General features: G+C 43.0%; 11 protein-coding genes and 2 tRNA genes. 6 read left to right on the top strand and 7 right to left on the bottom strand.

Features of this window, described 5'->3' with window-relative positions; genetic code table 11:
* The first annotated feature begins 160 nt into the window (after positions 1-160).
* Positions 161-1,360, top strand: coding sequence for a serine/threonine-protein kinase (locus tag CDC37_RS03655; RefSeq protein ID WP_096620534.1), 1,200 nt, complete (start codon positions 161-163; stop codon positions 1,358-1,360).
* Positions 1,361-1,722: 362 nt separating this feature from the next.
* A complete protein-coding gene (locus CDC37_RS03650) occupies positions 1,723-3,192 on the top strand; it encodes an efflux RND transporter periplasmic adaptor subunit (RefSeq protein ID WP_096620533.1) in 1,470 nt (489 codons plus the stop codon).
* A gap of 472 nt (positions 3,193-3,664) precedes the next feature.
* Here the strand turns inward: CDC37_RS03650 and CDC37_RS03645 are convergent, their stop codons facing one another.
* The 5 genes from CDC37_RS03645 to CDC37_RS03625 all read right to left on the bottom strand — a co-directional run bounded on the left by CDC37_RS03645 (position 3,665) and on the right by CDC37_RS03625 (position 6,857).
* A complete protein-coding gene (locus CDC37_RS03645) occupies positions 3,665-3,964 on the bottom strand; it encodes a transposase (protein ID WP_197707041.1) in 300 nt (99 codons plus the stop codon).
* A gap of 302 nt (positions 3,965-4,266) precedes the next feature.
* Positions 4,267-4,349, bottom strand: a tRNA-Leu gene (locus tag CDC37_RS03640).
* A 283-nt stretch (positions 4,350-4,632) separates the two neighbouring features.
* Complete coding sequence (locus CDC37_RS03635; RefSeq protein WP_172892752.1) at positions 4,633-5,088, bottom strand: hypothetical protein; 456 nt, start codon at positions 5,086-5,088, stop codon at positions 4,633-4,635.
* A gap of 181 nt (positions 5,089-5,269) precedes the next feature.
* Positions 5,270-6,148, bottom strand: coding sequence for a dTDP-4-dehydrorhamnose reductase (rfbD, locus tag CDC37_RS03630; RefSeq protein WP_096620532.1), 879 nt, complete (start codon positions 6,146-6,148; stop codon positions 5,270-5,272).
* A 382-nt stretch (positions 6,149-6,530) separates the two neighbouring features.
* The gene (locus tag CDC37_RS03625; RefSeq protein WP_096620531.1) at positions 6,531-6,857 is read right to left on the bottom strand and encodes an ArsR/SmtB family transcription factor; all 327 of its coding nucleotides are present in this window, start codon (positions 6,855-6,857) and stop codon (positions 6,531-6,533) included.
* Positions 6,858-7,386: 529 nt separating this feature from the next.
* Here CDC37_RS03625 and CDC37_RS03620 point away from each other — a divergent pair.
* Positions 7,387-7,959, top strand: coding sequence for a DUF4126 domain-containing protein (locus CDC37_RS03620; RefSeq protein WP_096620530.1), 573 nt, complete (start codon positions 7,387-7,389; stop codon positions 7,957-7,959).
* Between the two features lie 213 nt (positions 7,960-8,172).
* Here CDC37_RS03620 and hemH read toward each other — a convergent pair whose 3' ends face one another.
* Positions 8,173-9,339, bottom strand: a complete 1,167-nt coding sequence (gene hemH / locus CDC37_RS03615; RefSeq protein WP_096620529.1) for a ferrochelatase — start codon at positions 9,337-9,339, stop codon at positions 8,173-8,175.
* A gap of 94 nt (positions 9,340-9,433) precedes the next feature.
* On the opposite strand from hemH, the gene CDC37_RS03610 reads away from it, so the two are divergent.
* Together CDC37_RS03610 and CDC37_RS03605 are read left to right on the top strand one after the other, a co-directional pair.
* Complete coding sequence (locus CDC37_RS03610; protein ID WP_096620528.1) at positions 9,434-10,078, top strand: class I SAM-dependent methyltransferase; 645 nt, start codon at positions 9,434-9,436, stop codon at positions 10,076-10,078.
* 149 nt (positions 10,079-10,227) lie between these two features.
* Positions 10,228-10,301, top strand: a tRNA-Val gene (locus tag CDC37_RS03605).
* Between the two features lie 42 nt (positions 10,302-10,343).
* On the opposite strand, the gene CDC37_RS25415 is transcribed toward CDC37_RS03605, so the two are convergent.
* The gene (locus tag CDC37_RS25415; RefSeq protein ID WP_255408891.1) at positions 10,344-10,475 is read right to left on the bottom strand and encodes a hypothetical protein; all 132 of its coding nucleotides are present in this window, start codon (positions 10,473-10,475) and stop codon (positions 10,344-10,346) included.
* A gap of 937 nt (positions 10,476-11,412) precedes the next feature.
* Between CDC37_RS25415 and CDC37_RS03600 the strand changes: the two genes are divergently transcribed.
* A complete protein-coding gene (locus CDC37_RS03600; RefSeq protein ID WP_096620527.1) occupies positions 11,413-12,801 on the top strand; it encodes a DUF2252 domain-containing protein in 1,389 nt (462 codons plus the stop codon).
* The last annotated feature ends 36 nt before the right edge of the window (positions 12,802-12,837 follow it).

Raw genomic sequence — 12,837 nt, 5'->3', positions numbered from 1 at the left:
TTTCCCAGTTTCCCAGCCAAATATGTCCCAGCAAGCTTCCCCCTAGGGATACTCCCATCAATTTACTATTTCTAGAGTACCCATTCATCCGGGATAATCCCAATCCCCAGAAACTTGACAGATAGGGCAATATATATATATACCTCACTGTCAATCATCAATGAGCTACTGCTTAAATCCCCAGTGTCATCGACCGCACAATACCCATGATGGGAAGTTTTGTCAGACATGTGGTAGTAAATTACTACTGAAGGAACGTTATCGTGCCATCAAACCAATTGGACAGGGTGGTTTTGGCAAAACCTTTTTGGCGGTTGATGAAGACAAACCCTCTAAACCCTATTGTGTAATCAAACAGTTTTATCCGCAAATCCGCGGAACCACAGCGCTACAAAAAGCAACCGAATTATTTAATCAAGAAGCGGTACGGCTAGAACATTTGGGGGAACATCCACAGATACCGGATTTGTTTGCCTATTTTGTCCAGGATGGTAGACAGTATCTGATTCAGGAATTTATTGATGGACAAAATTTAGCTCAGGAACTGGGACAATTTGGCTGCTACGGGGAAGCACAGATTCGTCACCTATTGCTAGATTTATTACCGGTTTTACAATTTTGTCATGACCGAAATGTAATTCACCGCGACATCAAACCGGATAATATTATTCGCCGTAGACAGATACCAGGAAGATCAACCCAAATTAGTCCATCGGCTAGTGGTAATTTAGTATTGGTAGATTTTGGTGCATCCAAATCAGCAGATGGAATTTTAGCGAATCAACCAGGAACAAGTATTGGAAGTCCGGAGTATGTAGCACCGGAACAGATTCACGGGAAAGCCGGTTTTTACAGCGATATATATAGTTTAGGTGTAACCTGTATTCATTTACTGACAGGTAAATCACCCTTTGATTTACATGACATCCACAACGACACTTGGATTTGGCAGAAATATCTCCAGCAGCCGATTAGTGATGATTTAGCGGCAATTTTGCATCAAATGTTGGCCAGAACTCCCATCCATCGCTATCAATCAGCAGCAGCAGTGATGGCGGATTTACAGGAATACCAGGGTGTAAAACCGCAAACGTTTCTCCAAAAACCGGTGACACCAGCAGCAACCAATCCTAGTTATAGCAGCATTAGTCAACGTCAGACAGATATTGAAGAGGAATTGGCAGAAATTAAGACAACATTTTTAGGGCAAAAACCCATTCAGTCAGGAATAAATACTGGTAATCAGAATAGTAATGGGGGATTGGGTCCCTCAAGTAACTCCCCAGGTGTATCGCACCAAAGTCAAATTGATGATGAGTTAGAAGAGTTACGTAATACCTATCTGGGTAATAATGATTAGAAAGCTAAATCCATGACTTGTTAGTAATGGTTAGAATAAGGAATAGGGTTAAATAAATAATTTTGGATTTTGGATTAAGAAAGGGGGTACGCACAGCGTTTTCTCAGTACAGACGCGATATATCCCGTCTCTACCTACTCCCTGATCTCAACGACAATTTTCACTACCCACCTACTTGTAAATGATGATGCTGATGCGATTGGCGCTTTGCATCTCAATGGTTCTTTCCCTAATCACTACTCCCTGTAAAGACGACCCGACGGGTCGTCTTTACTCCCCACTCCCTAATTTCAAAATTCCTCAGTTTGTCTGCCGATTGGTTTTATCTCAAGCCAGTAAAAATCCTTTCTCACCAGGCTGCAATGGCTACATACTTTCAAATTCCCATAATTGGCAAAAAAATTAAACACCCGTGGCGATGGGTAATGGGGTTAGCAATCACCGGATTGGTTGTGACCGGTACGGGTATCGCCATTACTCAAAATATTCGCACAGCACGCAACACGGATACCAGTAAATTAACGGTGACGGTGGATGAGAAAAATGTCACATTACGCATTACCGCCAGTGGTCGGGTTGTTCCTGTCCAAAGTGTGAATATCAGCCCGAAAAATCCTGGTACTGTTGTCGAATTAAAAGTGGAACAGGGCGATCACGTTACTAGGGGACAAATTCTCGCTCGCATGGATAATGCGGATGTGCAGGCTCGAATATCCCAAGCTAGAGCCAATATCGCCCAAGCCCAAGCCCAATTAGACCAAGCGATCGCTGGTAGTCGTCCCCAGGAAATTAACCAAGCTAAAGCCCGTTTAGCCCAAGCCCAAGCCCAACTGATGGAAGCGCGTACAGGTAATCGTCCCCAGGAAATTGCCCAAGTCCAAGCCCAGGTAGAGGCTGCCCAAGCTAAGGTTAATTTTACCAGTGAGCAGGTCAAACGTTATCAGTTTTTGGTCAACCAGGGGGCGGAAAAACGACAATTACTTGACCAACTTCTCAGTGAAGATCGGGCTGCAAGGGCAAGTTTAGAGGAAGCCCAGAAACGTTTATCCCTAGTTCAAAGTGGTAGTCGCAGCGAAGAAATTACCCGTCGTCAAGCTGCCGTTGCTGAAGCCCAAGCATCCCTGAATTTATTAGAAAGCGGCACTCGTCGCGAGGAAATAGCTGCCCGTCGAGCTGCCTTAGCAGCCGCTCAAGCCCAACTCCAAGCTGAACTGGTCAATCTGGAAAACACTATTATCCGCGCTCCTTTTACTGGGGTAATTACTCAAAAATACGCCAATGAGGGAGCTTTTGTTACTCCGACCACCTCCGCATCCGCCAGTGCTTCCGCTACTTCCAGTTCGATTGTGGCTCTAGCCAAAGGTCTAGAAATTCTCGCTAATGTGCCGGAAGCGGATATCGGACGGATTAAAACTGGTCAGGTGGTGGAAATTACCAGCGATGCCTATCCAGATCAGGTATTTAAGGGGAAAGTTCGCCTCATTGCTCCGGAAGCTGTCAAGGAAGAAGGGGTGACGTTATTCCAAGTTAGAGTAGCAATTGATACGGGAGAAGATAAGTTGCTATCCGGCTTAAATGTAGATTTAACTTTTTTAGGGGAAAATATTGCCAATGCCTTACTAGTGCCAACGGTAGCTATTGTCACCGAACGGGGAGAAACGGGTGTATTAATACCCGACTCTAATCAAAAACCCCAATTTCGACAAATTACTATCGGGGCACAAATCAAAGACCAAACCCAAATCCTGAGCGGACTCCAACCTGGCGATCGCGTTTTCCTGAATCCCCCTCCCGAATATCGATTGCAGAAGTTGAAAGAGAAACGAGAATAGTCTACAACCTGGCTATCTGATAAAGTTATAGAAATGTTTATCTAGCAATGAATCAAGCCTTAACGGAACACGACCTCTATTTCGATGAGAGACTGGAATGTTTTAACGCTGATTTTGACTTTTGATTCAGATTTTCAGCATTATTGCTGATGCTGATTGACAAATAGGCAAGCATCTAAAATATGCTACAAATAGGTTCTAAGAGGTTGTTTGGAAAGTATTAATTATCACTATTTTAACTATCGTCATGACCCTGGACATGGGGTTATAAAGCTGATTTTCCTTCGAGAGTACAGACACGACATGTCGCGTCTCTTCCCATTCCCCAAAAAGATAATTCAAGTATAAAAAATGACTTTTGAAACAGCCTCTAAGCTCGACTTTATCCATTAGGCAGCATAGCAAAGCAGCTCTAAGCAAGTCTCGACGATCTTGCTAGGGACTTTAACAGAGGTGGGGTCTGAATCCGATATCAGAAAAAGTCGAAATGCCCACAGGCGAGAACGTACAAGCGCAAGCGCATCCGAAAAGGTAGGGCAGGATTTACAGTACCAAGCTGACTGTTGTAGCGGTAAATGCCACGCGCTGCAATCCGTTGACCCCATCGCCGTTCAATCGTTTCGTCTAGTCCCATCACTAGCGTTCCGGTTGGTGCAAACACTGTCACCAATTGCCGCAGCAATATCTCACCCAAGCGCCGACTCGACCATTTCGCTCGATTCAACACCCTGTGATCGGTTTGAAAGTCCTGGCGTTTCGCCCAGCCCAGCACTCGTTAAATCCCGCTGACGGTGCGTTTGCCAGGGGTTAGTATGGCTTCCTACAACTAATGCGATCGCAGATTCCCAAACTGGCTTGGAAAATGCAGCCGCAAACGGTAGCATGAAAACAAGAAATTCTTCCCGTAGCAAGTTCATCAGAAACATTCCAAACTATCTTATTTCTGATCTTGCTACCGTTTCCTCTTCAATAAAATGGATAAAGTCGAGATAAGGGATATCCTGAAAACCTGATGGGAGGAATTAATCATCAGATATCCATGCGATCGCAATTTCAATTATTAACCGTCGTGAATGCGGAACCCGGGACTTGAACCCGGAAGCCTTGTGGGCACATGAACCTGAATCATGCGCGTCTACCAATTCCGCCAGTTCCGCAAAAATATGTTTTTGACATGACAATCCCTTATTGTGATGGAAACAGATGGATTTGTCAACCAAATCCAATAGGATTAGGTGGGTGGTGAAAATTGTCGTTGAGATTAGGGAGTAGAGACGACCCGAAGGGTCGTCTCTACTCCCTATTCGGTTACGTTGCGGTTTTATGTTTAATTGCACCTATCTACAATAATTGTGGTTTTAGGACAAAATATAAATAACTATAATTCATACCCAAATTCAGCAACACCCCTCTTGATATAGATAAACGCAAATTGAAAATTTAAGGAGAAGGTGCATTCCTTTGCATTCTTCCCAGTCCACCTTCTGTTGTACAGTCTGCCATTTCCGTCAGAAATTCCGGATAGTAAGTGGTATTGCGTATTAACCAGCTGGGAGTATACATTCTTGCATTGCTTTGATATCGACCGGAAACTTTAGAAATCAGATTATTACTGATGGTCAAAATATTTTCTACCCGACCGGAAACTCGAACATTATTACCACCTGTATTCGTAAATCTAAAGTTCGATAGTTTCACCACGGAAACCCCTGGGTTCAAAGAACAAGCTGAACCGGATCTGATATTGGCAGCAATTAAGAGATTATCACTGGTAATAAAATAACGAATATTGTTCCTCACTTGAGGCGATAATCCGGTATTTTGGGCTTTAACGCTGGCGATTGGTGATAGGATAAATACGACAGCTATTAATGAACTGATATGAAAATTCTTCATGTATATTTGTTCTTAGTAATAAAAAACTATCTCAAAAAGAAGCCGCACTCAGTCAGTCTACACGGTCTTCTCTTCACAATATAGGCAATATTTTTTACCACTTCAACGTTCTAAATACGGGTAATTTTCATCCCAATACATTATCAAAAAATTATATTTGATGATTATGTCCAAGATTTTTTCATTGCTTCACTTCACTTAACATTTGCTTTAATTGTTCTTGCCAATGGGGGGGATAATTACCTAGTAAATCCTGTAATTTCCGACAATCTAAGACTGAAAATCCTGGGCGATGGGCTGGTGTGGGGTACTCCGCAGTCGTAATTGGTACAACCCTTTGAATCTGCAAATCGTAACCGAGTTGTTTTGCTTCGCGAAATATAGCAACAGCGAAATCATACCAACTGGCAACACCGCTATTTGTGTAGTGATAAATACCTGATATCTCCGATTGCAAATGGGGAATAATCTCAGCGATCGCATTGGCAATATCATGTGCCCATGTTGGCGAACCTATCTGGTCAGCAACGACCCGTATTTCTTCCCGTTCCTTGCCTAACCGCAACATGGTTTTGACAAAGTTGCTTTTCCCATAATTTCCGTATACCCAAGCCGTCCGTAAAATTACATACTGACGACAAACGGATTGAATTGCCTGTTCCCCAGCCAATTTTGTTTTACCATAGACACTCAAGGGGTTAGTCCCATCACTAGGTAGGTAGGGTCGGTGATTCGTGCCATCAAAAACATAATCTGTGGAAATGTGAATTAAAAAAGCACCCATACCTTCAGCAATTTCCCCGATAATTCCCGGTGCAACCCCATTCACCTGATGGGCTAATTCTACCTCCGTTTCCGCTCGATCAACAGCCGTATAAGCAGCCGCATTGATGATAACACCAGGATTATATTTTGTGATCGCATTTTTGATGGTGTCTGGTTCGGTTAAATCAATTTCTGGACGTGCAACCGCAATCACATCTCCCATCTGACCGAATCTTCTGTACAATTCTTGACCAACTTGTCCGTTTGCACCGATTAATAAAATTGGTTTTTTCATTATTCCAGAATACAAAATACAGAATCTAGGATACAGGAGATGGAAGACAGTTGGATTTTAGATTAAGTAGGGCTTGCTGAAAAATAGTTAAACTTTACAGATTGTAAGCTGTTGAGGCTATTTTGGCTGAAAAAAGTGCAAATACATGGGTATATAAAACTTCAAAATCTGGCATTTGTAATTTTTTTGGGTCTTTTGAAAAGTGGAAGGGAAAAGCTTAAAACTATTCCCTGTACGGACGCGACATGTCGCGTCTCTCCCCATTCCCTACCCCTACTAAAAGACTTATTCAGCGACCCTAGGTAGGTGCAATTAAACATACAACCGCAACGTTACCGAACTCCCACTCCCGTAAAGACGCGATATATCGCGTCTGTACTCCCTACTCACAACACTTCGGAGCGGGTATGATGGCAGAGGGGGATAGGGAAAATTGGGCAAGATAATCTTGTAAAAAGGCAAACTGGGCTAAATTCAGGCTGTAATAGATCCAACGTCCCTCTTGACGTGCATGAACCAGTTCAGCTTCCTTGAGATTTTTTAAATGGAATGATAGCTTCGATTGGCTGACACCCAGGATATCACAAAGGTCACATACACACATTTCTCTTTTTTGCAACAATTCCACCACACTCACCCGTAGTGGATCGGAAAGTGCTTGAAAACCGACGATGACTTTTTCAAGTTTTTGAGTATGGGTAATTGACATTTTTGATGATTTTCTTCGATGTGCGCTGTTTTTATTGTGAACAAGAAACTCCCTTATCTGTCGGGGAAAAGGTATATTTATTTACATTTTTTCATTATACACCAGAAAAATTAAAGTAAAATTTACCCTAACTTCTATTACCCTTTAATTTTTCCATCCATAATCACGGATATATCTTTGTTTGAGGTGATTACCCTCAATCTTCTGGTGCAAAGGTCAAAACGTTTAAACAGATTCAGATTTTATTTTCCCCGGAACTGAACCCTAGCTGAAGGTGGTTGGCGAACTGCTGCAACTTATCTGCATATTTGGACTGCGACAGTTGCTGATCAACAATCAAGTGAAATTCAATTTCAACTATTCATGTTAAATTAATTAACTACCGACAGACAAAATTGCGAAAATGTGTTACAAACAATGCACAGGGTTTTGCATCTGAGAAATTTTCTCCCATACTGAATGAATTTATGTATGAAGTGGGTATGTTGATTTCAGAATCAGTTTCACCTATCCCAACTGCAAAACTACTATGATTGAAATCCTGTCTGCACTTTCAGCTTCGGCAGCAACGGGAATCAGAATTGCTTTACCTTTACTATGTATTGGCATTCTCCACGGACATGACCTCTGGTCGCAGGTTCCCGTACTATCCCGTATTTATCCCCCGTTTTTATTATTTTTATTAATAGCTTGGTCAGTATTTGAAATTTTTGCTTCCAAAAAATTAACTGGACAAAGAATCCTACAAATTATTCAATTACTTTTGAGTCCTGTTGTGGGTGCGATCGCGGGAATTACCTGTGCCCAAGCGACAGAAATACCTCTGTGGATAGTTGCTATCACTGGTGGCACTATTGCTTTAGTTTTGCAACTAGTTCAAGTTGGTTGGTTTTTCCGTTTGCGTGGTTTACCTGTTTGGGTGGCTTTTATCCAAGATGGTCTATGTGTAGCTTTAGTTTTTTTGGCTTTTGATGCTCCTTGTCAGGGTGGATTAATCGCTTTATCACTGCTATGGATGGCAGTCCGTAGCAGTCGCTATTGGTATAATTGGTATCAAACAGGCAAACTTCCTGGGAACCAGTATCTACGAATACAACTATAGAAGTTAATGTTTACCACTTGCCTCGCGATAAATACCTAATCCGGATTTCTCATAAACCTGGAAAACAGGGAATAGGGAGTAGTGAAAAGAAGGCAAAACCTGAATTTTGCCCCTGGTAATTGTCGGGTCGTCTCTACACCCCAACGGGTCGTCTGTACTCCCTAATCTCAACGATAATTTTCACCACCCACCTACTTACCGATGATAGTTTACTTACTGCAAAATGCCAATCATATGTAACAAACCATGTCCGGTAATTAATTCCACCAACAGACCAATAAAGCCAATCATGGCAATACGTCCATTCCAAACTTCCGCACTGGTGGTAATTCCCCATTCCCAACGTTCGGGGGGGTAAATCTTCACCTTTTTCTTCATTTGGGTCACTTGGGCTAAATCCAAGTTCGGTGCTTGCAAAGCATCGATGACTAAATCTGCTAAAGCACGAATAAATATTGGGTGGGTATTTAAAGCTGGAACACGACGGAAATGCTCAATCCCGTTTTCTTCGGCAATTTCCCGGTACTCAATATCAATTTCCTGTAGGGTCTCAATATGCTCGGATACAAAGCTAATGGGGACTACAACTATCTCTCGAATATTTTTGGCTCCCAATTCCGCGATCGCATCCTCCGTATAGGGTTGTAGCCACTCTACCGGACCGACTCGACTTTGATAGGCTAAGGTGTATTCATTCGGACGCTTGAGGGTGCGCATAATCAATTCCGTGCATTCCTCAATTTCCTGTTGATAGGGGTCGCCAGCCTCTTCTACGTAACTTTTCGGGACTCCGTGGGCGCTAAAAAATACATGTACTCGGTCAGGTTCAGGAAATTGATCTAGTTCTTGAGCAATGAGTTCTGCCATTGCTTGCAAGTAACCTGGTTGTTTGTACCAGGAAGGAATAACGGTATAATCTATCTGTTGAAGCTGGGTATTTCCTTGCCAAATTTTCTCTAAAAGCCGAAAACTCGAACCACTGGTACTAATGGAAAACTGGGGATACAAAGGTAGAATTACCAACTTTTGAATCCCATCTTGGACAATTCGTGCTAGGGCTTCCTCTGTAAACGGATGCCAATAGCGCATCCCGATATATATATTGGCATTTTCCCCCAAGTCCTTCAACTGCGATCGCAATGCTTCTCCCTGAGCTTCGGTAATTTGCCTTAATGGCGAACCACCACCTATTTGCCGATAATTTTCCTGGGAACGTTTGGTGCGTCGCGCTGCTATCAACCAGGCTAAAGGTCTTTGTAACCAACGAAACGGCAGGCGGATAATCTCTGGGTCAGAGAATAAATTATATAAGAAAGGTTGCACGTCCTCTAATGTATCTGGACCGCCGAGATTGAGCAATAAAACGCCTACACGACCCATAAAAATTTCCTTCCCCCAATCTTTTTCAGGTTTTTTACTTATGTTAACAATATATCCTTATTAAATATATAGATTAGCAGCAAGGATATACCCTGTGGCTACAATTTTTCGCGAACTTAGCTACCGTTACCAATGGTTGTACGACACAATCGCTAAAATCAGCGCTTTGGCTGTCGGTGGTGAGGCCAAATTTCGCCGTTTAGCGATACAAAACTTAACAATTAGTTCAGACAGCAAGGTTCTGGATTTGTGTTGTGGAAGTGGACAAGCAACGTCAGTTTTGGTCGAGTATTCCCACCATGTCACCGGATTAGATGCATCTCCCCTCTCCTTACAACGCGCTCAAAAAAACGTTCCCCAAGCCAAGTACATTCAAGGATTTGCCGAAGCAATTCCCCTACCCGATGGAGAGTTTGATCTAGTTCACACTAGTGCTGCACTCCACGAAATGGAACCGCAGCAATTGCAAGAAATTCTCAATGAAGTATACCGCATTCTCAAGCCAGGAGGTATATTTACTTTGGTTGATTTTCACAGTCCCATGAGTTTGTGGATGAAACCGGGGATAGCCGTATTTTTTTGGTTATTTGAAACCCATACCGCGTGGCAATTTTTGGCAACAGATTTATCGGCGTTACTAACCCAGAGGGGATTTGAAATACGTCAAAAAACTTTATATGCAGGAGGGAGTTTACAGGTAATTCAGGCTCGCAAAGGTGAAATAATTGAGAACCGGTAGATAACTTAATCAGTGTTTTCGATCAGCAGTCAACCGTCAACAGGTTGAATATACAAATTAAAATGGGAATGGGTCAAAATCTTGTACCCCATTTCCAATCTTGAATGATTTGCGTTCACCAACAGTTTATGCTAAACTAGGGAAAGTGCGGACGTATAGCTCAGATGGTTAGAGTACGTCGTTGACATCGACGGGGTCACTGGTTCGAGTCCAGTTACGTCCATTAAAAATGAAGTTTAGTGTATACTACCACACGCTGGTTTAATTAGGGTGGAGGTAACTCGTATTCGCTCAAATTGAACACATACAATCCAGAGTTTCCTCGGTGGAGGAGTCGTCGCGATCGCAAAATCCCTACCGACAATCCCACCAAAGCAATTGCAACTGAGTGCAACATAGTGCCAAATTAATAACTCTGACAGAATAGCTATTTTAGTAACATAACACCGCAAGCCATGAGAGAAGTTGTAGTTTGATGTATTTTATACTCCAATACAGTTCAGTTAGACTTAAAAGCCTGATTATGGGGTAGGTTAGGTTGAAGAATGTGGAGGCAGAGCCTAGGCTGTGTACTTTGTGCCTTTTTTGGGTGGCAAATTCATGCACAAACCGTGACAACAAACTTGTTCCCATACTCCGGCTGTTGATACATATAGAGAAGCTCTGCTTCCTGATTTGAGGCAGTAACCCTCGTGGAATGCGTCCCCACGCGTAGCATCGGGACGAGAACATCACAAAAACGTTGTGAACTTATGGGTAAATTTCCACAAAATCAACAGTCTACGCAAAGCCTCAACCCAACCTACAGTTATCTTTAACACCAAGCGTATTGTTTTATATTGCGGAAACCTTTCTAATATCGAATGCAAAGGGTGGTAGTGTCATCTCAACTCCCTCTGCAACACTGACATTTACCAGAAATTTTTCATCGTCGAGGGTATACAGCTAACAGGAGGAGTACGGGGTGTGGATGCAAAAAAACTGGCTGCGTTAGCGATCGCCTTTGAAGTTGTCGAGTAATTGCACGACATCAACCGTAATTCGATCCAGCGATCGCGATAATCAAAACCAAGGATACTATAATGTTAGGTGCGATCGCTCCTGACTTTACCCATCAACCCACAGCGCTAGCAAGTCTGTTTCAATCAATAAAACCTGTCCCAAGACCTATGAGTTAAAAGAACCACAGAGGTCATAGTAGATTAACCTGATTCATACAGGTTTCATATTCGTCTGTGACAGATTGTTAAACGAGGAAAGAATTGCTCGATAGGATGTAAAATCTCTGATAGGGAATGATATTATGCCTCTGTGCTGTCAAAAATTTCTACGACATGAATAGTACACCAAATGTTCAGCTGGGTGAACTGATTTCTGCAAACAGTCAAGTAACGGTAGCACAGCGACAGGAAGCAGGTAAAGCACTCCGTCAAGTTGTTCCTCGCTCTGCCCATCGAGGTTGGTTCCCCAGAAATCGCCCTGATCCAATTGATTTGCTGGAAATATCAAACCAGGGACGTATACCAGAGTTAATCCCGATTCGCCACGGTCGGATGTTACAGTCAGCCTTTGCGTTTCTGCGGGGAAGTGCGATTGTCATGGCTTCCGACTTAGCACAAACCGAGACAACGGGTATTCCAGTACAAGCCTGTGGGGATTGTCATTTACTGAATTTTGGTGGTTTTGCCACGCCGGAACGAAATCTGATTTTTGACTTGAATGACTTTGATGAAACCTTGGTTGCTCCTTGGGAATGGGATGTCAAACGTTTGGTTATTAGTGTTATCGTTGCTGGGAGGGACATCGGACTTGGGGATCAACAGTGTTATGATGCGGGTTTAGCAGCAGTGAGAGCTTACCGCTTGTCGATGGCGGAGTATGGACAGATGGATACCTTGGCGGTATGGTATGCGCGATTGGATGCTCACACCCTAGTAGAACATGCACCGGATGAGGAAACGCGGCAATACTGGGAGCAGATGGCAAATAAAGCCTTTACTCGTACAATGCGACAGACTTTTTTGCAACTAACAGAGGAAGTACACGGACAACGACGGTTTATTGATCAACCACCGCAGATATATCATTTACCCAATCACGAAGAATATTTTCAGGAGATAGAGTTAATCTTTGAACAATATCGGGATACATTGCAGAGCGATCGCCAATTTTTATTAGACCGCTATCGTTTATTAGATGTGGCCATCAAGGTGGTAGGAGTGGGTAGTGTGGGTACTCACTGCGGAGTGGCATTGCTTGTAAGTAATGATGATTACCCTTTACTGTTGCAGTATAAAGAAGCTCGTCCCTCAGTTCTAGAACCCTATGCAGGTGAATCTCCCTACTCCCACAACGGACAGCGCATCGTCAATGGTCAACGTTTAATGCAAGCTGCTAGCGATATTTTTTTGGGTTGGACAAGTAACAGTCGCGGACAGGATTTTTATTTCCGCCAATTAAAGGACATGAAAACCTCCATTAAACTCAAGGGAATGTCTGCTAGGGGTTTGGAGGATTACGCAGAAATTTGTGGTTGTACCCTAGCTCGCGCTCATGCTCGTTCTGGTGATGCTGTGATGATTAGTAGTTACCTGGGAAAGAGTGATACTTTTGACTCTGCGGTGACGGATTTTGCCGTCACCTATGCTCATCAGGTGGAACAGGATTATCAAGCATTGGTAGCAGCAGTGAAATCTGGTCAAATTGAGGCAAATCATCCATAGGTTGTGATTTCATTGCGGTTTTTAAAAACTTACGTT

Origin of the sequence: Calothrix sp. NIES-3974, from assembly GCF_002368395.1 — a bacterium.
Taxonomy (GTDB): domain Bacteria; phylum Cyanobacteriota; class Cyanobacteriia; order Cyanobacteriales; family Nostocaceae; genus NIES-3974.
The sequence above is the reverse complement of the archived record's forward strand: the minus strand, read 5'-3'. Positions and strand labels throughout refer to the sequence as shown.